Origin of the sequence: Vibrio sp. Y42_MX_L11 (assembly GCF_024181785.1) — a bacterium.
GTDB lineage: Bacteria > Pseudomonadota > Gammaproteobacteria > Enterobacterales > Vibrionaceae > Vibrio > Vibrio diabolicus.
Map to the genome: position 1 here is coordinate 150,402 of NZ_JAMZAP010000008.1, position 24,500 is coordinate 174,901.

The 24,500-nt window shown below is 43.6% G+C and carries 28 protein-coding genes; 20 read left to right on the forward strand and 8 right to left on the reverse strand.

All coding sequences use genetic code 11. The features are described 5' to 3' along the window. Positions 1–12: 12 nt before the first annotated feature. Together NL643_RS10655 and NL643_RS10660 are read left to right on the forward strand one after the other, a co-directional pair. The gene (locus NL643_RS10655; protein WP_005379372.1) at positions 13–852 is read left to right on the forward strand and encodes an ABC transporter ATP-binding protein; all 840 of its coding nucleotides are present in this window, start codon (positions 13–15) and stop codon (positions 850–852) included. A gap of 168 nt (positions 853–1,020) precedes the next feature. Beyond that, positions 1,021–1,446: a phosphate-starvation-inducible protein PsiE gene (locus NL643_RS10660; RefSeq protein WP_104979941.1), complete on the forward strand. Its 426-nt coding sequence runs from the start codon at positions 1,021–1,023 to the stop codon at positions 1,444–1,446. 55 nt (positions 1,447–1,501) lie between these two features. Here NL643_RS10660 and NL643_RS10665 read toward each other — a convergent pair whose 3' ends face one another. Continuing rightward, positions 1,502–2,368 (reverse strand): YicC/YloC family endoribonuclease, encoded by an 867-nt coding sequence (locus NL643_RS10665; protein WP_253644376.1) that lies wholly within the window; start codon positions 2,366–2,368, stop codon positions 1,502–1,504. 184 nt (positions 2,369–2,552) lie between these two features. Here NL643_RS10665 and rph point away from each other — a divergent pair, with 184 nt between their 5' ends. Both rph and pyrE read left to right on the forward strand, forming a co-directional pair. Then, entirely contained in the window at positions 2,553–3,269 is a 717-nt protein-coding gene (gene rph, locus NL643_RS10670; RefSeq protein ID WP_031780917.1) for a ribonuclease PH, read from the forward strand. A 104-nt stretch (positions 3,270–3,373) separates the two neighbouring features. Next, a complete protein-coding gene (pyrE, locus tag NL643_RS10675) occupies positions 3,374–4,015 on the forward strand; it encodes an orotate phosphoribosyltransferase (protein WP_005384778.1) in 642 nt (213 codons plus the stop codon). An 84-nt stretch (positions 4,016–4,099) separates the two neighbouring features. Here pyrE and NL643_RS10680 read toward each other — a convergent pair whose 3' ends face one another. From NL643_RS10680 to coaBC, 3 genes are all read right to left on the reverse strand, one after another. Further along, positions 4,100–5,050, reverse strand: a complete 951-nt coding sequence (locus tag NL643_RS10680; protein WP_025768317.1) for a Kdo(2)-lipid IV(A) acyltransferase — start codon at positions 5,048–5,050, stop codon at positions 4,100–4,102. A 6-nt stretch (positions 5,051–5,056) separates the two neighbouring features. After that, on the reverse strand, positions 5,057–5,647 hold the full coding sequence (gene slmA, locus NL643_RS10685) for a nucleoid occlusion factor SlmA (protein WP_005379386.1): 591 nt from the start codon (positions 5,645–5,647) through the stop codon (positions 5,057–5,059). A 171-nt stretch (positions 5,648–5,818) separates the two neighbouring features. Next, the gene (gene coaBC, locus NL643_RS10690; protein WP_025768318.1) at positions 5,819–7,018 is read right to left on the reverse strand and encodes a bifunctional phosphopantothenoylcysteine decarboxylase/phosphopantothenate--cysteine ligase CoaBC; all 1,200 of its coding nucleotides are present in this window, start codon (positions 7,016–7,018) and stop codon (positions 5,819–5,821) included. Positions 7,019–7,211: 193 nt separating this feature from the next. On the opposite strand from coaBC, the gene NL643_RS10695 reads away from it, so the two are divergent. The 6 genes from NL643_RS10695 (at position 7,212) to mutM (ending at position 12,058) form a co-directional block, all read left to right on the forward strand. Further along, complete coding sequence (locus tag NL643_RS10695; RefSeq protein ID WP_253644394.1) at positions 7,212–8,885, forward strand: methyl-accepting chemotaxis protein; 1,674 nt, start codon at positions 7,212–7,214, stop codon at positions 8,883–8,885. Between the two features lie 114 nt (positions 8,886–8,999). Continuing rightward, positions 9,000–9,674, forward strand: coding sequence for a DNA repair protein RadC (gene radC / locus NL643_RS10700; RefSeq protein ID WP_213972354.1), 675 nt, complete (start codon positions 9,000–9,002; stop codon positions 9,672–9,674). Positions 9,675–9,976: 302 nt separating this feature from the next. Beyond that, a complete protein-coding gene (gene rpmB / locus NL643_RS10705) occupies positions 9,977–10,213 on the forward strand; it encodes a 50S ribosomal protein L28 (protein ID WP_005384783.1) in 237 nt (78 codons plus the stop codon). Positions 10,214–10,226: 13 nt separating this feature from the next. Continuing rightward, complete coding sequence (rpmG, locus tag NL643_RS10710; RefSeq protein WP_004410866.1) at positions 10,227–10,397, forward strand: 50S ribosomal protein L33; 171 nt, start codon at positions 10,227–10,229, stop codon at positions 10,395–10,397. A gap of 272 nt (positions 10,398–10,669) precedes the next feature. After that, positions 10,670–11,146, forward strand: coding sequence for a hypothetical protein (locus NL643_RS10715; protein WP_025998646.1), 477 nt, complete (start codon positions 10,670–10,672; stop codon positions 11,144–11,146). Between the two features lie 102 nt (positions 11,147–11,248). Then, a complete protein-coding gene (gene mutM, locus NL643_RS10720; protein WP_104975754.1) occupies positions 11,249–12,058 on the forward strand; it encodes a bifunctional DNA-formamidopyrimidine glycosylase/DNA-(apurinic or apyrimidinic site) lyase in 810 nt (269 codons plus the stop codon). Between the two features lie 6 nt (positions 12,059–12,064). Here the strand turns inward: mutM and NL643_RS10725 are convergent, their stop codons facing one another. The 3 genes from NL643_RS10725 to coaD are packed head-to-tail and all read right to left on the reverse strand — an operon-like array spanning position 12,065 to position 14,358. After that, on the reverse strand, positions 12,065–12,829 hold the full coding sequence (locus NL643_RS10725; RefSeq protein ID WP_213967901.1) for a glycosyltransferase family 25 protein: 765 nt from the start codon (positions 12,827–12,829) through the stop codon (positions 12,065–12,067). 20 nt (positions 12,830–12,849) lie between these two features. Next, positions 12,850–13,830, reverse strand: coding sequence for a glycosyltransferase (locus NL643_RS10730; RefSeq protein WP_213964885.1), 981 nt, complete (start codon positions 13,828–13,830; stop codon positions 12,850–12,852). 27 nt (positions 13,831–13,857) lie between these two features. Then, a complete protein-coding gene (coaD, locus tag NL643_RS10735; protein ID WP_045368180.1) occupies positions 13,858–14,358 on the reverse strand; it encodes a pantetheine-phosphate adenylyltransferase in 501 nt (166 codons plus the stop codon). Positions 14,359–14,480: 122 nt separating this feature from the next. On the opposite strand from coaD, the gene NL643_RS10740 reads away from it, so the two are divergent. Then, the gene (locus tag NL643_RS10740; RefSeq protein WP_213964884.1) at positions 14,481–15,395 is read left to right on the forward strand and encodes a glycosyl transferase family 90; all 915 of its coding nucleotides are present in this window, start codon (positions 14,481–14,483) and stop codon (positions 15,393–15,395) included. Between the two features lie 28 nt (positions 15,396–15,423). Next, on the forward strand, positions 15,424–16,470 hold the full coding sequence (locus NL643_RS10745; RefSeq protein ID WP_050910391.1) for a glycosyltransferase family 9 protein: 1,047 nt from the start codon (positions 15,424–15,426) through the stop codon (positions 16,468–16,470). Positions 16,471–16,529: 59 nt separating this feature from the next. On the opposite strand, the gene NL643_RS10750 is transcribed toward NL643_RS10745, so the two are convergent. After that, positions 16,530–17,654, reverse strand: coding sequence for a glycosyltransferase family 4 protein (locus tag NL643_RS10750; protein ID WP_253644377.1), 1,125 nt, complete (start codon positions 17,652–17,654; stop codon positions 16,530–16,532). Positions 17,655–17,831: 177 nt separating this feature from the next. On the opposite strand from NL643_RS10750, the gene NL643_RS10755 reads away from it, so the two are divergent. From NL643_RS10755 to NL643_RS10790, 8 genes are all read left to right on the forward strand, one after another. Then, complete coding sequence (locus tag NL643_RS10755) at positions 17,832–18,227, forward strand: diacylglycerol kinase (protein WP_038893825.1); 396 nt, start codon at positions 17,832–17,834, stop codon at positions 18,225–18,227. A 5-nt stretch (positions 18,228–18,232) separates the two neighbouring features. After that, complete coding sequence (locus tag NL643_RS10760) at positions 18,233–18,940, forward strand: 3-deoxy-D-manno-octulosonic acid kinase (RefSeq protein ID WP_253644378.1); 708 nt, start codon at positions 18,233–18,235, stop codon at positions 18,938–18,940. 140 nt (positions 18,941–19,080) lie between these two features. After that, on the forward strand, positions 19,081–20,139 hold the full coding sequence (rfbB, locus tag NL643_RS10765) for a dTDP-glucose 4,6-dehydratase (RefSeq protein WP_104975762.1): 1,059 nt from the start codon (positions 19,081–19,083) through the stop codon (positions 20,137–20,139). 19 nt (positions 20,140–20,158) lie between these two features. After that, positions 20,159–21,040: a glucose-1-phosphate thymidylyltransferase RfbA gene (gene rfbA, locus NL643_RS10770; protein WP_104975763.1), complete on the forward strand. Its 882-nt coding sequence runs from the start codon at positions 20,159–20,161 to the stop codon at positions 21,038–21,040. Then, positions 21,033–21,917, forward strand: coding sequence for a dTDP-4-dehydrorhamnose reductase (gene rfbD / locus NL643_RS10775; protein WP_104975764.1), 885 nt, complete (start codon positions 21,033–21,035; stop codon positions 21,915–21,917). The genes rfbA and rfbD overlap by 8 nt, the downstream gene beginning before the upstream one ends. Beyond that, positions 21,914–22,477 (forward strand): dTDP-4-dehydrorhamnose 3,5-epimerase, encoded by a 564-nt coding sequence (gene rfbC / locus NL643_RS10780; RefSeq protein WP_104975765.1) that lies wholly within the window; start codon positions 21,914–21,916, stop codon positions 22,475–22,477. Before rfbD ends, rfbC begins: the two co-directional genes overlap by 4 nt. Beyond that, positions 22,474–23,565 carry a DegT/DnrJ/EryC1/StrS aminotransferase family protein gene (locus NL643_RS10785; protein ID WP_045402576.1) on the forward strand — a complete coding sequence of 364 codons (1,092 nt, stop codon included), beginning with the start codon at positions 22,474–22,476 and terminating at the stop codon, positions 23,563–23,565. The genes rfbC and NL643_RS10785 overlap by 4 nt, the downstream gene beginning before the upstream one ends. Before the next feature lie 2 nt (positions 23,566–23,567). Further along, the gene (locus tag NL643_RS10790) at positions 23,568–24,491 is read left to right on the forward strand and encodes a WavQ (protein WP_104975766.1); all 924 of its coding nucleotides are present in this window, start codon (positions 23,568–23,570) and stop codon (positions 24,489–24,491) included. Positions 24,492–24,500: the final 9 nt, after the last annotated feature.

Below are 24,500 nucleotides of genomic sequence, written 5' to 3' on the forward strand. Positions count from 1 at the left end.
AAAGAGGATGTTATGGCAAAAGAAGTATTAAGAATTGAAAATCTTAAGCAGCACTTTGTTTCTGGTAAAGGGCTGTTCAAGAAAGGCTACACCATCAAAGCGGTAGACGGGGTTTCACTGTCTGTTTCTGAAGGTGAAACACTGGGGCTAGTTGGTGAGTCAGGTTGTGGTAAAAGCACCCTTGGTCGCACGATCTTAAAGTTATATGAGCCAACAGAAGGTAAGATTTTCTTTGAAGGTAAAGACATCACTAAATTGTCTGTTAAAGAGATGCGCTCGCTGCGTAAAGACATGCAAATCGTCTTTCAAGACCCAATGGAGTCACTCAATCAGCGTCATACCATCGGTATGATTCTGGAAGAACCGTTTGTTATTCATAAAATTGGCACGCCAACAGAGCGTAAACAGTGGGTAAAAGAGCTTTTAATCAAAGTGGGATTACCAGAAACGGCAGTAAACCGTTATCCACATGAATTTTCAGGCGGACAACGGCAGCGTATCGGTATTGCTCGCGCGATTGCATTGAAGCCTAAACTACTGATTTGTGATGAATCGGTATCTGCGTTAGATGTGTCGGTACAGGCGCAAATCTTGAACCTATTGCTACAACTGCAACAAGAAATGAATTTGGCGATCATATTTATCTCTCACGATCTCTCGGTGGTGAAACATGTCTCTGACAAAGTTGCCGTGATGTATTTTGGTAAAGTGGTAGAAGCAGGCAGCGCTAAAGAAATTTATGCAAACCCGCAAAACGAATACACCAAAAAACTCCTATCTGCGATTCCGATCACTCACCCTAAATATCGGAAGAAAAAGCGCGTAGCTGAAAAAAAGCAGCAAGTGGCGTAAGTGATGCCACAGGTCCTATAACACAAAAGCGCTCCGCCAAATAAGCGGAGCGTTTTTATAAGCAAATGCCAGGACTTGGAGTCGATTCGCACTGATGTTTATTCTGATTGATTGAAGATCGTTGCATGCTAAACTCAAGGCCTATTTTCTTTGTTTGGATAATGGACCATGCCGTCGAATTTACCGAAATCCTTTAGTCGACCTTTCCTGAAAATCTTCCATATTTTGGAGGCGGTGTTATTAGTCTCTATTACCTTGGCGACGTTGTACGCCATGATGCAAGAGTTTGTGCACGTATTTATAGAGAAGCGTGTCTTACTCACAGATATTCTTTTGATGTTTATCTATCTGGAAGTGCTCGCCATGGTGCAGCAGTTCGTGATGAACGGTAAAATTCCGGTACGCTATCCTATCTACATCGCGATGATGGCGATCGCCCGCTATATCACTCTCGGAATGAAAGAGCTGGATGCAGTTTTGGTTGTGTGGTTATCTCTGGCTGCGTTTATTTTGGCTGCGGCTACTTTGCTGATCAGAATTGGACATCATTATTGGCCCTACGTTGATAACAGTACCTTGGAAAAAGACGAATAAAAGAAAGCCCCGTATTAGCGGGGCTTTTTTGTTTCAATACTCGATGACTTTTAGATCATTCAATGTTTTGGATCTGCTCACGCATCTGTTCAATTAGAACTTTCAGTTCAACGCCCGATGCGGTGATGTCGGTGCTGATGGATTTCGACGCTAGCGTGTTCGATTCACGGTTGAACTCTTGCATCATGAAGTCCAGACGACGACCGACTGCGCCACCTTTTTTCAGAATGTTTGTGGTTTCTTTTACGTGAGAATCAAGACGGTCTAGCTCTTCTGCTACGTCTGATTTCTGTGCCAGAAGGATTAGCTCTTGCTCAACGCGAGATGGGTCTAGCTCTACTTTCGCATCTTCAAATTTAGAGAACAGACGCTCATGTTGCCACTCTAGTATTTCTGGCATGCGTGCGCGCACTTTCACAACTTCTGATGTGATCGCTTCTAGGCGTTGCTCAATCAGCGCCTTCATGTTCTCGCCTTCACGAGCGCGCGCTTCAATAAATTCATCCATTGCGCCATCAAATGCTTCTAGTAGCACTTTATTTACCGCATCCATGTCTTGCTCTGGCGTTTCCATTACCCCCGGCCATTGCATGACTTGAAATGGATTGATTCGGCTCAGTTCACCAGTCATGTGCATGACTTGTTCAGCGGCTTTAATTACCTGGCTAGCAAGCGCTTCATTGATGCTAAGCTCACCTTTTGCGGCAGGGTTTGCTTCAAAACGCAGATTACATTCTACTTTGCCTCGCGCTAAGCGCTTACGAAAGCGCTCACGTAAAACGGGCTCTAACCCGCGAAATTGTTCTGGCATGCGGAAGTATGTTTCTAAATAACGCTGGTTCACGCTGCGGATTTCCCATACCGCAGAGCCCCAATCGCCTTTTACTTCTTTGCGTGCATACGCTGTCATACTGTAAATCATCGAATTTTCCTGTCTTCATTTTTTGAAAATTACTTCAAGAGTGTATCATGCTGCGTCGATAGGTGCGCGGGATGTATGGATTGTTTATGTTGTGCCAGCGGCGTAACCTATGAATCCGGAATCGATTCCGTTATAATCTTCGCCCAACCAAATCGTCTTCTCCTCATATTTAAGGTAGATGCCCATGCGTCCAAACGATCGCAAGGCGGATCAAGTTCGCCCTATCAAAATTACTCGTAACTACACAGCTTACGCTGAAGGGTCAGTGCTAGTTGAGTTCGGTAACACCAAAGTGTTGTGTAATGCGACCGTCGAAGAATCTGTGCCACGTTGGCTAAAAGGTCAAGGTAAAGGCTGGGTTACAGCTGAATACGGCATGCTACCTCGAGCAACACATTCTCGTACTCGTCGTGAGGCGGCAAGTGGCAAACAAGGCGGCCGTACGATGGAAATTCAGCGTCTTATCGCGCGAAGCCTACGTGCTGTTGTCGATCTAAAAGCCATGGGTGAGTTCATGATCACCGTTGACTGTGACGTTATCCAAGCAGACGGCGGCACTCGCACTGCATCTATCAGCGGCGCAAGTGTTGCAATGGCCGATGCGTTCCAACACCTAGTAGATAGCGGCAAGCTAAAAGCAAACCCAATGAAAGGCCACGTAGCGGCAGTTTCTGTCGGCTTACTAGGCGACGAAGTATTGTGTGATCTTGAATACGTTGAAGATTCAGCGGCAGACACAGACATGAACGTAGTAATGACCGAAGAAGGCAAGATGATTGAAATTCAGGGCACCGCAGAAGGTGAACCGTTCAGTCACGAACAGCTGATGGCATTGCTCGAGTCGGCGAAAGTCGGCATTACAGAAATTGTCGCAGCTCAGAAGGCGGCGTTAGCCAATTGATTTAGATAGCTCCCATTATGGGGGCTATTTTTTTATCTCGACAATAGAGAAATGAATGATTGTCGAGAAGAGACACAAGAAACCAAGGACATAGAGAGAAAATAATGAAAGCATACCAGCGTGAATTTATTGAGTTTGCACTTGAGAAAGAAGTTCTTAAGTTTGGTGAGTTTACTTTGAAATCTGGCCGTAAAAGCCCGTACTTCTTTAACGCTGGTCTTTTCAATACTGGTCGTGACCTAGCGCGTCTTGGTCGTTTTTACGCAGCCGCGCTCGCTGATTCAGGCATTGAGTTTGATGTGCTGTTTGGCCCTGCGTACAAAGGGATTCCAATCGCGACGACAACAGCAGTCGCGCTGGCGGATCATCATGACGTCGACACGCCTTACTGCTTCAACCGTAAAGAAGCGAAAGATCACGGCGAAGGCGGTAACCTTGTAGGCTCTGCGCTTGAAGGCCGTATCATGCTAGTAGATGACGTAATCACAGCAGGTACTGCGATTCGTGAATCGATGGAAATCATTCAAGCAAATGGCGCAGACCTTGCTGGTGTGTTGGTTGCGATTGACCGCCAAGAAAAAGGCAAAGGTGAGTTGTCTGCGATTCAAGAAGTGGAGCGTGACTTTGGTTGTGCAATCATCTCAATCATTAGCCTGACTGACCTTGTGACTTTCCTTGAAGAGAAAGGCACAGACAAAGAGCATCTAGAAGCAGTCAAAGCGTACCGCGCAGAATACGGCATTTAATTGGTTACTTTTTCTGAAAAAGTAAAAAGGGCAGATGGATATTCATCTGCCCTTTTTTGTTTTTGGATTCATCGCCTTGACCACTTACTTATAGCGAATGCCTTTCTCGACATGCTCATCTTGCATGGTTTTATAGCGTTTATGGAGCCACATCCATTGCTCTGGAGCGCGTAGAATGACTTTTTCCACATACTTGTTCATATAAGCGGCAGCGGCGACTTCGTCTTTTTGTGGATAATCGGCTTCAATGCAGTTATCGGCGATGATGTCGTATTTTCCTTCGTCATTGCGAAATCCTGAGCCTGGGATGATCGCACATTTTGAGGTATACGCCAGAATGCTCGTGCCTGTTGTCGTACACGCATCGTCTACGGCAAAGAAGGGCACAAATACTGATTTTTTGCGACCGTAATCGTGATCCGGTAAATAGAACAGACGCTCACCGCTGCGTAAAACACGAATCATCTTTTTTACATCTTTACGATCAATCAGTTTATTGCCGTTATGTGTCCGTCCCCAATACTGGATAAAGTTATAAGCAGGATTATTATGCGGACGAAACGCGCCGTACCCGGCCACGCCTAACACGGCGAAAGCACGCGCAGTGATCTCTAGATTAAGAGCATGGACACAACAAAGTAGGACGCCTTTACCTTCTTTGGCTTTTTCACGCAGTGCGCCGAGATCTTTCTCGACGATCAGGTTTTTAAAGCGCCAAGTCGGCCAGAACCAAGTGATTCCGGTTTCTATCAGTGCCATACCGGTATTTTTGAAGTTCTCTTCAACAATATGTTGAATCTCTTCAGGTGTTTTGTCTGGAAAGGCCAATTCTAAGTTACGCTGAGCAACGTGGACACGCTTTTTACCGTAGCGCATGCCAAGTTTGCCGAGTGAACGACCTAATGAAAGCAGCAGCCGATAAGGAAGAATATTGACGAGGATGGCCAACAGACCAAAACCAAGCCATACGCCCCAGTTACGAGGGTGAAGAAGTGAAAGAGAAAACTCGGGCTGCGTGTATTTGTCTTTACTCATAGTCTTTTACTTTATTTGTGCACTCAAAAGCGCCCAGTACTCGTCAAAGTTTGCAGTCGGCTGGTATTTAAAGTCGCTACGCACAAAGCGGTTTAGGCTCCCCTCAACTTGTCCCAGAATTTGCGCGGCTAGGATGCGCTCTTCGACAGGGAAAGACTTCCCTTCACGAATCTTACGTTCACGCAGGATTTGGCGCAATTGTGTTTCTATACGCTCAAAGAGTTGATTGATGCGTTCACGTAGACGTTCATTTTCAAACATTAGAGCATGACCCGACAAAATGCGTGTCAGACCTGGGTTACGTTCAGAGAACGCCAAAATAAGGTGCATCACCATACGAATACGCTCTAGTGTATCTTTTTCGTCGTCTAGAATACGGTTGATACGTGTCATCAAGGCTTCTTCAATGAACTCAATCAACCCTTCGAACATGCGCGCTTTACTTGGGAAATGACGATACAGCGCGGCTTCTGAAACGCCGACTTGCTTGGCCAGTTTTGCCGTAGTAATGCGTGAAGCGCCATCTGTTGATTCAAGCATTTCTGCCAATGCTTGTAAGATTTCTTCACGACGGTTGGATTTTTTACTGCCGGCCATTAGTTACTTCCTTTCAAAATACAAAGTTGAGCGGAGGGGATTATAAGACGCTATTTCGCCTCAAACTAGACCACTAAGGGTGGAATGGGAGATTTAACACCCTTAGTTGTCATTTTTGTACCAAATTTATGCCAGCTTTTGTAAAAAATTGGCAGGGTTTTCAAACGTTAGTTACATCAATTGATGCATTTTTTCGAGAATTTTAAAGCTCAATGCTTCTTTTGATTCCAAAGCGAGCGCAAGTTCACCTTCAGGCCAGTAAAGGGTAATTGCGTTGTCGTTGCTGTTAAACCCTTGCCCTGCAACCGAAACGTCGTTTGCACAGATCATATCGAGGTTTTTCTTTGTTAACTTGCCTCGAGCATAGGTCTCTACATCATTGGTTTCAGCCGCAAAACCGACGGTAAACGGACGCTTCTCCGTCATTGCTGCCACAGATGCAACAATATCAGGATTTTTAACCATATTAATGACCATTTCGTCGTTGTCTTCTGTCTTTTTCAACTTTTGAGACGCGATCGTTTGTGGGCGGTAGTCGGCAACGGCAGCGCAGCTAATAAAGGCATCATGCTGGTTTGCATGTGTCATAACGGCTTCGTGCATCTCTTGTGCACTGGAAACATTTATGCGCTCAACACCTACGGGCGTATTTAAACTGACAGGACCGCTCACGAGGGTGACTTTTGCTCCCATCTGCGCTGCGGCGCTCGCCAATGCATAGCCCATTTTCCCGGAGCTATGGTTCGTAATGTAACGCACTGGATCAATCGCTTCGCGAGTTGGTCCGGCGGTAATGAGTATCGACCTACCTTCTAGCAATTTTGGTTGAAAGAACTGTTCACATAGCTGTACTAGCTGCATTGGTTCCAGCATTCGACCTGGTCCTACATCACCACAGGCTTGCTCTCCTGCCGCAGGGCCCCAGATGTGCATACCACGACGCGCTAACGTAGCGATGTTCTCTTGGGTTGCGATATTGCGATACATCTGTTGATTCATCGCCGGAGAAACAGCAACAGGGGAATCCGTCGCGAGCACGAGCGTAGTAAGTAAATCGTTCCCCATGCCTGCGGACATGCGCGCGATTAAGTCCGCGGTCGCGGGCGCTAATAGCACTAAATCTGCCCATTTGGCCAATTCAATATGGCCCATAGAGGCTTCCGCTGCTGGGTCTAGTAAACTGTCCGAGACAGGACGGCCCGAAACGGCTTGCATGGTTAAAGGGGTAATGAACTCTTTTGCGGCTTTCGTCATTACAACTTGAACTTGCGCTCCTCTCTCTATGAGGCGACGGGTTAGCTCCGCACATTTATACGCGGCAATACCGCCACTGATGCCGAGTAGAATTTTCTTTCCTGCTAGTGTTTGCATGTGAGATCTCCAATTTGATGACCGGATTTTAACACAATTCAAAGTCTGACCGCCCGAGCATATATAACGAGAAGATAATTCACATCAAACTCCAGAGTATTAATCTGACCGAGGAAGGGAAAATTCTCGCCTACCTCACAGACAAGTTGCGCGGAGTTTGCAAGTCTGAAAAGAAAAAGAGGTAGTGGAAACCATGGTGTTGAAAAGTCGAAACAAATTGCTGCTGATAACCCTAATTCCGCTGTTGTTGATCACCACGTTGATCTCAGTGGTGTATTACATCAACAGCAGTAAAAGTTTGGAAGCGGAGCTGGCAAGAGACAGGCAAGAGCTCATCGAAACGAAAAAGAAAGAGTTACAAGCCTATATGATGATGGGCGTGACGGCGATAAAACCGTTATACGACACGGATGTAAATGGAAGTAATAAAGAGGCAGCAAAAGAAATTCTGAAAGCCATGCGCTTTGAAAGCGATGGCTACTTTTTTGCCTACGACTCTCAAGGTGTGAATACGTTGCACGCCATCAAACCTGCATTAGAGGGTAAAAACCTTTACGACTTAAAAGATGAAAATGGGGTCGCAGTTATTGCGGGCTTGATTGACGCTTCTCAAAAAGGGGATGGGTTCCTCTATTTCTCGTGGCATAAACCGACCATTGACGCACAAGCGCCTAAGTTGGGCTATGCAGAATATCTATCGAAATGGGACTGGGTTTTAGGTACTGGCGTTTATATTGATGACATCGACCAGCAAGTTGCGATGCACAGAGAGTTAAAGACTCAAGAGCTAAAAGAGCATACGTTATCTGCCGTGTTGATTTCCGCTATTGGATTGATCATTACCAGTGTTCTCACCAGTATCGTGGTGTCTAAAGGTATTCAGCCATTACAACATGTCGCGGCTTCATTAAAAGATGTTGCCGCAGGCGGCGGTGACTTAACGGCTCGTTTAAAAGTCGAAAGTCAGGATGAAGTCGGTGAAGTGGCGGCCGCGTTTAATGATTTTATGGATAAGCTGCACCCACTGATGCAGGACATTCATCGCTCTGCGACGACAGTACAGACCGTTTCCCAAAGCCTGAACACTCAGACTAGCCAAGCGAGCGGTCAAATGCAGGATCACTGTTTAGAGACGGACAAAGTCGTGACGGCAGTGACGCAAATGAGCATGACTGCCAAAGAAGTAGCCAGCAATACTAATGCGACCGCGCAGGCAATTGACGATGCCAACAGTCAAGTCACCGCTGCTCAGCATGAGGTCGAGCAAGCAATAGAAGGCATTACCGAACTCGTGACGGAGATAGACAGCACGTCAGATGCAATTTCTGAGTTGAGTTTACAGACTGAAAAAATAACCAAAGTGCTGGATGTGATTGGCGAGATAGCCGAGCAAACGAATTTGTTGGCCCTAAATGCGGCGATTGAAGCGGCTAGAGCCGGTGAGCAAGGTCGAGGGTTTGCCGTCGTTGCGGATGAAGTGCGCTCGTTAGCCAGTCGTACACAAAATAGTACTCATGAAATTGGTGACATGCTTAAGCAGCTACAAAATGGTGTATCAAGAGCGGTCAGTACGATGTCGGTGAGCCAAAAAAGAGGTGTCAAAACGGCGGAAGAATCGGCGCTCATTCAGCAATCTCTTTCTGGTGTTCATCATTCTATCGGAACAATTCGAGATATGGGTATTCAAACCGCGTCTGCCGCAGAAGAACAAAGCGCGGTTGCAGAAGACATCAACCAAAACTTAGTGGCTATTCAACAGATCGTGAACAACATTAATGAGACGTTGCAGCATGCCGAGTCAATCAGCACGCAGCTATCACAGTCTGGAACAGAAATTCACGGCTTGGTTGGCAACTTTAAACTCTGATGAACTGTTAAGTTGCATGGAAAACACTGATAGTACGAAGAAAGCGAAAGTCATACTCGACTTTCGCTTTTTGTTTTGTGGAATAGGGACACTTTCCATATAAAGAGACATCAGATGATACTGAAAGCTTTGCCAAATGAGTCCATGCCCAGAGAGAAGCTACTGCAACGAGGGCCGCAAGCTTTGACCGATGCTGAGCTACTGGCCATCTTCTTGCGCACAGGCACCCGCGGAATGAACGTGATTGAGCTTGCAGACTTCCTTATTCAAGACTTTGGTTCGCTCAGACAACTATTTTCAGCATCAGAGCAAGAGTTTTGTCATCACAAAGGATTGGGGCAAGCCAAGTATGTTCAGTTGCAAGCGGTACTAGAAATGACACAACGTTACTTGGCGGAGACGCTAAAGCGTGGTGATGCCTTAACCAGCCCCGACCAAACTAAGTTATATCTGTCTTCTATTTTAAGGGATCGGCAAAGAGAGGCTTTTTATATTCTTTTTCTCGATAACCAGCACCGAGTGATAAAAGATGAAATTTTATTTGAAGGAACGTTGGATGCAGCGTCGGTGTATCCGAGAGAAGTCGTCAAGCGTGCTCTGCATCATAACGCGGCGGCTTTGATTCTAGCGCACAATCATCCTTCAGGCGTCGCTGAGCCGAGCCAAGCTGACAGAAGGATTACAAGGCGTCTCACCGACGCATTAGCATTGGTGGATATTCGTATTTTGGACCATTTCGTCATCGGAGATGGGGAAAGTGTCTCTTTTGCTGAAAGAGGCTGGATATAACTGTGCGTTTTTTAGGTTGTTAGTTGCTAAAAATCTGCTATCATCCACGCCACTAAATTTTTAACTGAATTCAGCTTGGACTGCTAAAAAAATCTGCTGTCTAAAAAAAGATCACGAAAACCTGTAAAAAGGATCTGTTCGGGTCTTGAGCAATGCATATCAAGTTAGTATAATGCGCGACCTTTGATAGCCTTGTATGGATTTTCCATAGCGGTTCTTAACCTCTAACTTCTTTTCGAGAGATAGAGAGGTTCGGCCACCAAGGTTGATATCGAGCTGAAACGATTTTGGAGAAGACATTCATGTCACGAGTATGCCAAGTAACTGGTAAGCGTCCAGTAACGGGTAACAACCGTTCACACGCACGAAATGCTACTAAGCGTCGTTTTCTGCCGAACCTACAAACTCATCGTTTCTGGGTAGAGAGCGAAAAACGTTTTGTTAAACTACGTCTATCTGCTAAAGGTATGCGCATCATCGACAAGAAAGGTATTGATACTGTTCTTGCAGACATGCGTGCACGTGGCGAAAACGTTTAAGAGGAAATAAGCAATGGCAAAGAAAGGCGTTCGTGAGAAAATCCGTCTAGTATCTTCTGCAGGTACAGGCCACTTCTACACAACTGATAAGAACAAGCGTAACATGCCAGGCAAATTTGAGATCAAAAAGTTTGATCCAGTAGTTCGCCAGCACGTTATGTACAAAGAAGCAAAAATCAAATAATTGGTTTCAGTCTCTTTGATGAATTGAAAAACCCAACTTTCGAGTTGGGTTTTTTATTACGTGAATAAAAGTGCTGAAGAAAAGGTTCAGTACGTCATCGGGTTATAAGGCACTACTGAAGTTATTCTACTGGTCCGACTCTATACTCGAATTTTTGATTGATCGCCTCTGCCGCTTAGTCACCACTCCCTACACACTTGCACACCGTTGTTCTAGTCAAGCTCAATACTCTTTGGTAATTTACTCATAACGATAAGAGAGTAGAGATGGTTATGCGTGTGAGTCCGGCTCGTCGCCGCCGATGGAATAATATTCTTATTCTGGGCATTATTGCATTTATAGTGATCTTAAATGCGCCAATGTGGATCAAAACTTACCTATTAACAGATCAAGCAGACCCTTACCCAAATGTACTTCGCTCCGACTATACGGTGGAGTCTTTGTACTATAGTGGCTGGGAGTTCGAGCTGCATGATGGACGGTGGCAATCCAACATCAAAGTTGATGCACCGATCAGTGAACTTGTATCACGCTGGCAATCATTGGAAGGGACCGAGCTTACCTCAGAACAGTACGATCATTTAAAACCTAACCTGGCGGTACCTGAAACGGTAGAAGTTTGGTATCAGGATCTCGAAGAGCCGCAGCGGGTGACTTTCTTTCGTTTACCTGATTTTTGGCTATTTAAAACCTGGCAAGACAAATGGGTCGCTATCTCCGTCGATGAAAACTACCTTATGCCAGAGTAGAGCCTTTTTGCGCCTATACCCCTAATAAGCTTCCCTATTTATCGTTTTTCTTTTCGATTATGCTAGCAGCGAGAACTATTAGCCGGTGAATTGGAGAATCAAATGCCTGAATTACCTGAAGTTGAAGTAAGCCGAATGGGCATCAGCCCACATATGATTGGCCAAACGATCAAGGCATTTGTATTTAGAACCCCGAAACTGCGTTGGGATATCCCGCAAGAGCTTAAAAAGCTAGAAGGGCAGGTGATTCGTAACATCAGTCGCCGCGCTAAGTATCTGTTGATAGAAACGGACGAAGGAACTGCGATTGTTCACTTAGGTATGTCGGGTTCACTGCGTGTGTTAGATGCTGATTTTCCTCCAGCAAAACACGATCATGTGGATCTCAAACTGAGTAATGGCAAAGTGCTGCGCTACAACGATCCACGTCGTTTTGGCGCATGGCTGTGGAGCGCACCCAATGAGCCACATGCAGTTTTAGGTAATATGGGACCAGAGCCTTTAACTGAAGAGTTCAACGCGGACTACGTAGCAGAGAAAGCCAAAGGTAAGCGCGTAGCGATTAAGCAGTTCATCATGGACAACAAAATCGTCGTCGGAGTCGGAAATATCTACGCCAACGAATCATTGTTTAAATCACGCATTCATCCCACTCGCCCTGCAGGAAAACTAACTAAGAAGGAATGGCGATTGTTGGTGGAGAACATCAAAGCCACGCTAGAGATCGCCATCCAACAAGGCGGAACCACACTGAAAGACTTCGCCCAAGCAGATGGCAAACCGGGTTATTTCGCACAAGAGTTATTAGTTTACGGAAAAGCCGGAGAGCCATGCCCAGAATGTGGCGAAGCTCTCCAAGAGCAGAAAATAGGCCAACGTAATACCTTCTTCTGCGGGGAATGTCAGAAGTAAACTGCTTTAGTTATTAAACTTCTTTGGGCCGTATTCTCGGCCCATTTTGATGAGGTGGTAACCATTCATCACTAAATTTAGCGTCATACTTTTTGCTTTATTAAGCAGTTTCATTGTAGCAACGAGATAATCTTTATCGCCTTGGCGTTTTCTATTACCAATAACCGATGGCTTATTGCCTCCACGTAAGCCTGCCTGCCTTACTCCAAACATTGCTTGCCTGTGCAACCAGGTATTACGCAGGAAGACGTCTACAGGGAATTGGAACGTTTTACTTGCATCAATAAATGCTCGTGCCGCCGAAGGGCTGATAGCATAAGAGGTTGTACACTGTGGTACTTTTAGATACTTAACCAGTCTTTGAGAACCATATTGTTTCACATCGTAGAACATGCCGCGATTACTAGTGTTTTCTGGACGAATATACCCACAGCTTTCGATATTTTCGGCAACGGCCTTCAATGTGTTTAGGAATAATTCGTCTTCAATGCTGAGATCATCTTCAAAAATGATGATAGGTTCGTTGAGCTCAACGCATTTTTGCCAGAGTAGGTAATGGCTCGCATAACATCCCGCCTCACCGATGATGCATGGGCGTCCCATGTTGAATTCAAACTGGCGGCTATCTAAGTGACCCAATAAAGGATGAGTGTCTTTACGTGCATCGACGCCGTAGAAAACCTCACAATCTAAACCGATTCTCTTTAGGGTGTTTAATGTTGTCTCTTGCCTGTCTTCACAGCCTTTTAAAGTGATACAAAATGCTTTCATAGTGACTCAGAATTGGTGTTCTATCTAAAGTAAGGTAATTTTTTTATTTGTTTTACTGGCTCAGAAAGAAACTGGTTCAGAGCTTCTCCATTGAGTACTTTTTCGTACTTCTCTATGTAAGCCTTGGCCATTGAAATATGATCAAACGTGTCTCGAGCGTATTCGTGACACAGTTTTGGATTGTAGCTTCCATGTTTAATTGCGTCCGCTAGTTCATCTTCAATATTTGATAATGAGCCAAACTCTGGCGCGTTAATTAACTCTGGCAGTGAACCATATGGTGTGGCAAACACGGGTGTCCCCATAAACAGGCTTTCTGTAATGGCTAAGCCAAATGGTTCTTCCCAAGTAACAGGAAAGATCAAGCCTTTAGAGCGCTCGAGTACTGTACACTTCTCTGTGTTGTTAACCATGCCGTGAAATTTAACATGGCGATCTAAAGTGAGGCGAAATCCCATTTTAAAATTCAATCGATGTCCACCTAAAACATCCAAAGCGACATTGGCTTTTTTCGTAATATCTATTGCGCCTTGCACGTTTTTTAAACGCCAAGCGGCTTTGCCAAGGAAGTGATAGCGGTTATCTCTTTTATTCAGTTCTAAATTGGGCTGATGATAATCACTCCAATCTAGGCCATTGTATACAAAGGCTTCACAACCATGGTTCAGAGCGTGTTTTTGAGAAACGAAAATTGAATTAGGATCGTTTTTTTGGGCCACGGTGTTGTTACCGTGACGAGTGATGACATAAGGCTTTTTAGTGCAACTGCCACCGACATGGAAGTGAACGACATCAACTTCGTCGGGAATTTGTTCATCAATAGATAGGTTTGGTTGCTGGGTAATACATGTCGCCCAATCGCATGTCATAGGTTCAGGGTTAAGAATGTAAACGCTATGACCCAGTTGATGAAGCGCTTTCATTAAGCTCCAAACAACGCGTTCTGTACCACCATAAGTTACAGGGGGTAGCGTGCCTTTACACACAATTAATACGTTCATAGAAATTCTTTTCTTTTGTTCGAGTAATTATTTCTTGGCTTTTTGAGCAAGTGCGAGTTCAACGGGAGCAGGGACAAATCGGCTAATTTCACCACCATGTAAAGCCACCTCTCTTACAATCGTAGAGGATAAGAATGCGTACTCGTCATCTGGGGTAAGGAAAACACTTTCTAGTCCCGGCAATAGCTTTCGATACATACTGGTTAAGCCGAACTCATATTCGAAATCGACGGTAGTTCTTAAGCCTCGAATGAGAATGTTTGCGTTTTGCGCTTTTGCAAAATCGACTAGTAGACCAGTAAAGCCTTCTACATTGACATTTGAAAGGTGGCTAATAGAGCGTTCTACTAGCTGTACACGCTCTTCCAGCGTGAACATCGTTTTTTTAGAAGGACTAGCGGCAACACCAATAGTGATAGAGTCGAACATTTTGGCTGCGCGCTCTATGAGGTTAAGGTGGCCGTTTGTAATAGGGTCGAAAGTTCCCGGATAAATGACGTGTGTGGCACTATGACCTTGTTGTTTCATATGCAGCTCGTTGTGTTTGTCAAAAGTGTCAAAAAACGCTTAAAAGTAGTAGTATGATACATCATCGACTCGAGAATAGATAACATCTACAAACATAGGTGTGATAAGGGCATAACGTTTTAATGAAACTTTTTTACTATATAAAAAACCTGCTGTTGACCATTGCTCCACAAGCGTATTTTGCTTACAACAAAAACAAACTAGAAAAGAAGTTTCAAGGTCAAATGGAGTTAGTCCAAGAGCGAGTGGATTACTATTGTAAAATAAATACTCCGAGCGAGCTGGATTCCAGTAAATCGACCAGTTTGAGTTGTTTCTCACATAAAGGTCAAAGTGCATATACGTATGATCTTAAAGAGTTCCTCCGTTATTTCCCTGATACTAATCCGTTTTGTTATTACTTTGGGGATGAAGTCGCCGTAGAAGATTGCCCAACGCTTTATAAGGCTAGGCCGATTGAGGGTAACAACGACAATTCAGTTCTGTTCAAACTCAACAAGCGTAGACACTTCCAGTTTGTAAACGACGCATTAGGCTTTCACGATAAGAAAGATATGGCGGTTTTCCGTGGTTTTGTGAAACGGGTCCATCGTATTCGATTTATGGAAGCAATGTTTGAGAACCCTATGATGGATGCTGGTCAATCCAACCCTTCTCAAGAGCACCCTGAATGGCAAAAAGAATTTATGTCCATTCAAGAACAATTGAAGTACAAGTTTATCATTTGTCTTGAAGGTAACGATGTTGCAACCAATTTAAAGTGGGCAATGTCTTCGAATTCTGTCGTAGTGACGCCTAAGATGCGTTTTGAAACGTGGTTTATGGAAGGTACGCTACAACCAGGAGTTCATTATGTTGAAGTGAAAGATGATTGGTCTGACTTTGACGAGAAAATTAATTATTACCTTGAAAACCCAGATAAAGCTGAAACCATGATTGAAAATGCGCATCGACATGTGGCCCAATTTCAGGATGAACAATTGGAAAGCTTAATTTGTATCAAGACGCTCGAGAAGTACTTCAAGCTATGTCAGTAATGCTCTTAAACCAAAAGCCTAAATTATCATGAGTTTATTCACTTCACCTCCGTCTCATTTGTGTGTATTGCGTTTGTCGGCCATTGGCGACGTTTGCCATGCGATCGCAGTGGTTCAAGCTATTCAAAAGCATTGGCCGCAAACCAAGATAACTTGGGTTACCGGCAAAATAGAGGCGCAACTGATTGGTGATTTGCCCGACATTAATGTGATTGTTTTTGATAAGTCACAAGGCCTTAAAGGGATGAAGGCTGTGTGGAAGCAGCTAAAGGGCACTAAATTTGATGTTTTGCTGCACATGCAGGCAGCCTTGAGATCGAGTGTTTTGTCTTTGGGCATTCAAGCAAAATACAAAGTGGGTTTTAGCAAGAATAGAACAAGAGAAGGGCAGTGGTGGTTCACTAATCGTCACTTACCTAATACAACGGCAATGCATGTCTTAGATAACATGGCTGAATTTGCTAAGTATATTGGTGTTCCATTCAGCCAGCCAACGTGGAATATCCCATTACCCAGTGAATCAGTCGATTACGCTAAAGGTATTACCCGAGGTCGAAAGTGTGTCGTGATTTCTGCTGCGGCAAGCAAGGACTCTCGTAACTGGTTAGTGGAGCGATACGCAGCTATCGCCGATTACGCATCGTCTTTGGGACTTCATGTAATCCTATGTGGCTCACCAGCGGAAAGAGAAAAGCAATTAGCACATAAAATTGAGTCACTGTGCGAGCAGCCCGTCACTAATATCGTCGGTGAAACAAGTTTAAAGCAACTGACCGCTGTATTGCGTGAAGCCACTGTTGTTATTAGCCCTGACTCCGGTCCCGCTCACTTGGCGACGACTCAAATGACACCTGTGATTGGTTTATATGCGCATAGTGATCCTAGACGTACTGGACCTTATAACGATTTGGAAAATGTCGCGAGTGTCTACCAACAACATGTTGAAGAACAAAAAGGTCAGTCCGTAGACTCACTTGCATGGGGCACGCGTGCTAAAGGGGATAACTTAATGGCCGCAATTACCGTAGAGCAGGTGCAAGAAAAGCTCGATAAAGTGTTAGAGAATCTCTCTTAGCCAACAATAATAAGCTAAGAGAGTAATACGATTTTACAAGTGCGTCAGCTAAATCCAAATTAGGTGTTTGCTGACTGCTGCTTCATTTTGTATACCGCCAACAGCTGTTGGTAGTTTTTCTCCAGTACAGTGTCGACATCCATTGTTAAGGCTAATGCTCTGCATTGTTCACTCACATTGGTCGTACGTTTTTTATCAGCCCAGAACGCCATCGCTTTTGCTAGTTCATCTGGGTTCACCTCAGATCCAATGACGCTCGACACTTCTGGATTGAGAACCTCTTTCGCACCACAGTTTTCAGTGGTAATAGATGGTGTGCCACATGCGAGAGATTCGATTACCGTAAAGCCAAAAGGTTCATAGAGAGTTGGCAGGACATAGCAATCAGCCAGCGTAAAGTAGAGCTCTGGTCGTTTGTCTTCCCCCATAAACTTACATTTGTCTTGTATCCCAAGGTTTTCCGCAAATCTAATGTACTCGCCCTCGTGAGTCTCTCGACCAACAATCACCAATTGAGCATCAATGTTCAGTTTGGTAAATGCAGTGAGAGTTTGTTTTAGCCCTTTCCTCTCGTAGCCAGTACCTAAAAATAAGAAAATCGGCTTGTTAGGATCAAGCTCCATTTGTTGCTTAAGCTCTAAAGCCTCTTTTTCGACTCGTTGTGCATCAAATCGTTTCGTATCGACAAAGTTATGGATTACTGTGATTTTTTCTTTAGGTACGTGATGAGCTTCTTGGATTTCCTGAGCACTCTTACGTGAATTACTAATGACATGGTAGTAGGCGCCAGGGGTCATTGCTTTTTGCTCAATCAGATGTGTCACTTTATCTTTGATTCGCATTGGTTTATTTAATGATCGCGCCATATGAAGGCTTGTGCCTGCTCCAATTCTCAACACATCGTGTGTCCACGCGTGAGCTAGGCCGTACACCAAGTCATAATCAGACTCTTTAACGTGTTTCTCTACCGCTTTCGCAAATTTCCAAAGACGGTGGCTTTTGCCAATACTAAAACCACTTAGTTTCACAAACTTAACGTTAGGGTGTGGAGGAGTATCAGCATGAGAGCGGCAGATGATAGTGACATCTTCTCCTTTCTCTGCCATGTATCTCGCCATTTGATTGAGGTACAGCTCTACTCCGCCTGAGTATGCGTGTCTTAAATGGACCAGTGCAATCTTCATAAGTAATCCAGCAATTTGTTGGGTATTGGGTGTTATGTTACTTGAAGCCTTCATTTTCTGAAAGAAGCCAATCAAAGAGGTGCCGTGTCATTGAAGAACGGTAAAAAAGCCTTACTAGATTGTTCCTCAAATAGAACAATGTAAAATGACGCTATGATGTGATCACGAGACATTCAAGTGGATAAGGACAAGCAGAAAACAGAAGCCGTTTCAGGAAAGCCTGGAAACACGGGCATTCAACGGATTTTAAAAGCCAGTATCTATTCACTTCAAGGCTTAAAGGCCGCCTTAAAGCATGAAGCCGCGGTTCGACAAGAATTGGCACTGCTCATTGTCTCTGTATTGCTGCTTTGCTGGTTAGATGTTTCTCAGATAGAACGTATAGTGATGCTCGGCACTGTCGTTTTGGTGTTGATTGTTGAACTGATTAACTCTGCAATTGAGGCGGTTGTAGATAGGATTGGTGTGGAAAGACATGAGTTAAGTGGTCGAGCAAAAGACATAGGTTCTGCCGCTGTCTTTGTCGCGTTGTTGTTTGCAGCCTTTACATGGTCTTATATTCTCTTTTTCTGAGGGGCATGATGAAGCACTATCAAGAAAGTAACACGCATGTATGGTACGACGAATGCTTGGTCACTGAGCCCATAGAGAGTTTATTTGAGATTAACTACTGGCGCAGTTGCAATGCCATCGTTGGCAACGCTAGTGGGAGAGGCACTACGTGGTTTATCAAGCTTCAGAGTACGATTGCTGCATTACGACATTATCACCGCGGTGGTTTGTTCGGAAAGATTGTCCGGGACCAATATTTGTTCCTAGGCTTGGAGCGAACTCGCAGTTACGCTGAGTTCGCTCTGCTCCAAAAACTACGTAGCGCTGGCGTTAATGTTCCTCGCCCTATTGCCGCTAAAGTAGAACAAATAGGTTTGTTATATCGAGCAGACTTATTGAGTGAAAAAATATCAGAGGCAAGCGATCTCGTTGATAAGCTACAGGTGGAAAACTTATCTAATGAAGACTACCAAAAAATCGGCCTAGAAATCCGTAAAATGCACGATGTTGGTGTTAATCATACCGACTTGAATATTCACAATATCCTGCTAGATAGTGAAGGTAAGGTCTGGATTATCGATTTTGACAAGTGTAAGCAGCAATCTGGGGAACAATGGAAAGAACGAAACTTGAATCGTCTTCTTCGCTCATTTAGAAAAGAGCTTGGTAAACGGAAAATTCATTGGTCTGAAGATGACTTTGAATCCTTGATGTTAGGTTACAATCAGTCTTAAGTGAAACAAAAGGGCTAAGGTAAGTTTGTCGTAGTCACTCAGTTTAATGAGGATGTTAACTTCGACCGAAAATATTCTGCTGTGCTCGCGTGCAATTGTACCGATGCCAAATAGCCCGTAAATGTGGATATAAATTTAAAATGAAAATCTTAGTGACAGGTGGTGCAGGGTTTATTGGCTCTGCTGTTGTTCGCCATATTATTAATCATACGCAAGACTCGGTGATTAACTTAGACAAACTGACCTACGCAGGTAATCTTGAATCTTTAAGCGAGGTGTCCAGCCACGCGCGCTATGCTTTTGAACAAGTGGATATCTGCGATCGTGTCGCGCTAGAGCGTGTGTTTTCAGAGCACCAGCCTGATGCAGTTATGCACTTAGCGGCAGAGTCTCACGTCGATCGCTCTATTGATGGCCCTGCTGCTTTTATTGAAACTAACATTGTTGGTACTTATACCCTATTAGAAGTGGCTCGTGGATATTGGAGTCAGCTTGATGACGCTAACAAAGCGGCCTTTCGTTTCCACCATATCTCAACAGATGAGGTATATGGTGACTTAGAGGGAACAGATGATTTGTTTACAGAGGAAACCTCGTACGCACCATCTTCACCGTATTCAGCATCGAAAGCGTCGAGTGATCACCTTGTTCGAGCTTGGTTAAGAACGTATGGCTTTCCGACCATTGTGACTAACTGTTCCAATAACTATGGTCCATACCACTTTCCTGAAAAACTGATTCCTTTAATTATCTTAAATGCATTAAAAGGTTCACCACTGCCAGTATATGGCGATGGTATGCAGGTCCGTGATTGGTTATTTGTAGAAGACCACGCCAAAGCGCTCTACAAAGTCGTGACAGAAGGCGTTATTGGGGAGACATACAATATTGGTGGTCACAATGAAAAAGCAAACATTGATGTTGTGAAGTCAATTTGCGAGATCCTAGAAGAGCTTGTACCAAATAAGCCTGAAGGCATTTCGCATTACCAAGATTTAATTACTTATGTAAAAGATCGACCAGGGCATGATGTTCGATACGCTATCGATGCTTCTAAAATTGAACGTGAATTAGGCTGGACACCAGAAGAAACCTTTGAGACTGGTCTGCGTAAAACTGTTGAGTGGTATTTAGCGCATAAAGAATGGTGGCAACGTGTTTTAGACGGCTCCTACAGCTTAGAGCGTCTTGGTCAATAATTTAGAATAAGGTAAGAAAATGAAAGGTATTATCCTTGCTGGTGGTTCTGGAACGCGTCTATATCCAATTACTCGTGGTGTTTCAAAGCAACTCCTCCCAGTCTATGACAAGCCAATGGTTTATTACCCATTATCGGTTTTGATGTTAGCGGGTATCAGAGAAATATTAATTATCACGACTCCAGAGGATCAAGAGGGCTTTGTGCGTTTACTTGGTGATGGATCTGATTTTGGTATTTCATTGACCTATGCAGTTCAAGAAAAACCGGAGGGATTAGCACAAGCATTTATTATTGGCGAAGAGTTTATCGGAAATGATTCGGTTTGCTTGGTGTTAGGCGACAATATCTTCTATGGTCAATCTTTCTCTCAGACATTACGAAGTGCCGCTAACCAAACATCTGGAGCGACTGTCTTTGGTTATCAAGTAAAAGATCCGGAACGTTTTGGGGTTGTTGAGTTTGATGCAAATATGAAAGCGCTTTCTATTGAAGAGAAGCCTCAAGAGCCTAAGTCAAACTTCGCGGTTACAGGATTGTATTTTTACGATAATCGTGTTGTCGAGTGGGCAAAAACAATCGAGCCTTCTGAACGTGGTGAGCTAGAAATTACGGCGATAAATCAGATGTACCTAGAAAATGGATCTCTTAATGTTGAGTTATTGGGCCGAGGATTTGCTTGGTTGGATTCTGGTACCCACGAGAGTTTGCATCAAGCTTCTTCGTTTGTTCAAACGATTGAAGAAGTTCAGGGGCTAAAAATTGCCTGCTTAGAAGAAATTGCTTGGCGCAACCGTTGGTTATCTGGTGAAGACCTTGTACGTATTGCAACACCGATGTCTAAAAATGAATATGGTCAGTATCTATTACGTTTAGCATCGGAGTCTAACGAAGATGATTAGAGTCCTTGTTATTGGCAGTCGTGGGCAGGTCGGGACGTGTTTGGTGTCTCAACTAACGCAAAGAGTGGATGTTGAGCTGTTTACGTTTGATCGGCAAGAACTTGATATCACAAACTCAAATAGCGTTATTTCTTGTGTTGAGTCCGTGCAGCCAAATGTGATAATTAATGCGGCAGCTTATACTGCTGTAGATAAAGCTGAGCAAGATTTGCAGCAGTGTTATGCCGTTAATGCCGATGCTGTTGAAAGCCTTGCTAAAGCTGCGTCCAAAGTAGGTGCGCTTATGCTGCATATTTCAACGGATTATGTGTTTGATGGTAAAAGTGACAAACCATATACGGAGCTCGATGCTGAAAACCCTCAGAGTGTTTATGGCAAAAGTAAGCTTGAAGGTGAGAAAAATGTCGTCGCTTTTTGTTCTCGATATGCTGTTCTTCGGACGTCTTGGGTATTTGGTGAAGTTGGTAATAACTTTGTAAAGACTATGCTTAGATTATCCAGTACACGAGATGAAATCAGTGTCGTGGACGATCAAGTCGGAGCACCAACCTATGCAGGGGATATAGCGAGTGTGTTAATTACTATGATGGAGAAGATGTTGAGGTCCGATGATGATCTCTCCGGTATCTATCACTACTCAGGCACTCCTTATGTAAGCTGGTTTCAATTTGCAGAAGAAATTTTCTCTAATATCGTATCTCAAATTGGTTCTGATAAAAAAGTGGTAGTAAATCCGATTCCTACTCATGAATACCCAACACCAGCGAAACGGCCACCAGACACAAGGTTGGATTGTAGAAAGATAGAGAAAGTTTTCTCCATTACCCCTAGTTTGTGGCAAAACGCGTTAAAAAATATGAAGGCATTCCAAGAATGAAGGTAATTTCGACTGCAATTCCTGATGTGAAACTTATCGAGCCTCAGGTGTTCGGTGACGAGCGTGGTTTTTTTATGGAAACGTGGAACCAGAAGCAATTTGAAGAGCGAGTTACGGGGCAACCTACTCCTTTTGTTCAAGATAACCACTCAAAGTCAAAGCAAGGTATCCTTCGAGGACTGCATTTTCAAACTGCAAACACACAAGGAAAACTGGTACGCGTGATATCTGGAGAAGTCTTTGATGTTGCTGTCGATATCCGCAAAGGCTCTCCGACTTATGGTCAATGGGTTGGTGAATATCTGTCTGCGGAAAATAAACGTCAACTCTGGGTACCGGCTGGTTTTGCGCATGGTTTTTATGTCACTAGTCCAGAAGCAGAATTTGTATATAAATGTACCGACTACTACAACCCTGAGGCAGAGGTTTCTATTGCTTGGAATGATCCTGAGTTAGGCATTGATTGGCCGCTGCGAGATGGCCTTATTCCCTCGCTTTCTGCAAAAGACAGCGATGGTCAGCAGTTTGGTAAGATTCAACCGTTGGACGTTGTGTTATGAATAAAGATGTTGTGCCAGTAACAAAGCCTTACTTACCTTCCCGAGACAAGTATAAAGGCTACATAGATAGAATTTATGAGGCTGGGTGGTTGACGAACAGAGGGCCACTCGTATCAGAGCTTGAAGCGCGCTTAGCGAAATTCTTAGGTGTAAAGAATGTCATTGTTGTCGCTAATGGTTCACTCGCCCTTCAGGTCGCGTATAAAGCTCTGAATTTAAAAGGAGAGGTGATTACGACTCCTTTTAGTTTTGCAGCAACGGCGAGTACGATAATGTGGGAAGGCTTAACACCAATCTATGCTGATATTAAAGATGACTCGTTCAATATAAATCCAGAGCGTATAGAAGACCTAATCACAGATAGCACCTCAGCGATCGTGCCTGTTCATGTTTTTGGTAATCCTTGTGAAATTGATATCGTGAAAAGTATTGCTGATAAACATAACCTCAAGGTTATTTATGATGCAGCTCATGCATTTGGAGTCCAATATAAAGGACAAAGTGTCTTGAAATATGGTGATATTAGTACTTTAAGTTTTCATGCTACGAAACTATTCCACTCTATTGAAGGGGGAGCGATCATTACTGAAAATGATGAGGTCGCAGAAAAGGTTAGGAACTTAATTAACTTTGGTATCACTGGTCCAGATACAATTGAAGGGCTAGGGACGAATGCTAAAATGAATGAGTTTGAAGCTGCAATGGGTTTATGTGTTCTTGATGATGTACACAATATCATTGATAGAAGAAAAGCAATTATCTCTTTATATAAAGAAAAGTTAAATTTGCCGAGTATCAAATTCCAGACATGGCACGAGCAATCCTTAAATCTAGGTGCTTATATGCCAGTTCTATTTGATAACGAAAAACTGTTATTAGAAGTGAAGAGTCGATTAGATAATCTTGGGATATTAACGAGAAGATATTTCTACCCCAGTTTAGATATGGTTGAAGCTTTGAATAGTTTAAACATCCAGTGTGATGTGAGTAGAGACATAAGTAAACGTATCCTTTGCTTACCTATTTATCATGATTTAGAAGATGAAAAACTAGCAGAAATTGTAAGTATTATTAATTTGGATGACTAAGTATGAAAGTTAACTTTATTATTTATGCTCCAAGTTATAATGAGAACTCAGGAGGATGTGTTGTACTACATCGCTTAGTTCACCTTATAAATGAGCACACAGACCATCAAGCCTTTCTTCATCCGCGAGTAATGGAAAAGGTAAATCTTGATTCTCCTAGAAAGATCTTATCTTCGTTTATTAAAGCAACTCGAGCTAAACTGAAGAAGTTCCATGTTAATCCAGCATGGAATACGCCAGTGCTGAGAGATAAAAATTTAATTAAGAATAAATCTAGTGTCGTTGTATATTCAGAAATTGCCTTTGGCAATCCATTGAACGCCAAAAATATTGTTCGATGGTATTTACATCACCCCGGACACATTATTAAAGATATCTTTTATACGAAGGGGGAGCTTTGTTTTCGCTATCACTCAGCTATTAGTGATTTTACTTACCCTGAGTCAAAGTTATCTGAAACGATTCTGAAAGTTATGTACTTCCCTACTGACATTTACGAGATAGATAAAGAAGTAGATAGAGATATCTCTACTTATATGGTAAGGAAGGGCAAATCAAAGCCTTTTATCCATGATCCTAGTTTTGTTTGTGTTGATGGTCTTAGTCATATAGAGACAGCAAAACTATTAAAGCGCTCTAAGCGTTTTATTTGCTATGACGATTATACAGCATACTCACACTTTGCTGTGTTGAGTGGCGCTGAATCTATTGTGGTTCCCGAAGACGGCGTATCTAAAGAGGCTTGGTTTCCAGATGAGGTCTCGAGGTATGGTATTGCTTATGGTACCGATGAGTCTGAGCTGGAGTGGGCACGCGAGACGGTCCCTATGTTGAAGGAGAGAATTGAGTCATTGAACGATGAATCAACTAAGCTAGTTTGTCAGTTTGTGCAAGAAACAGAAAACTATTTTTATTCTGGTAATTAGGTAGCGAGT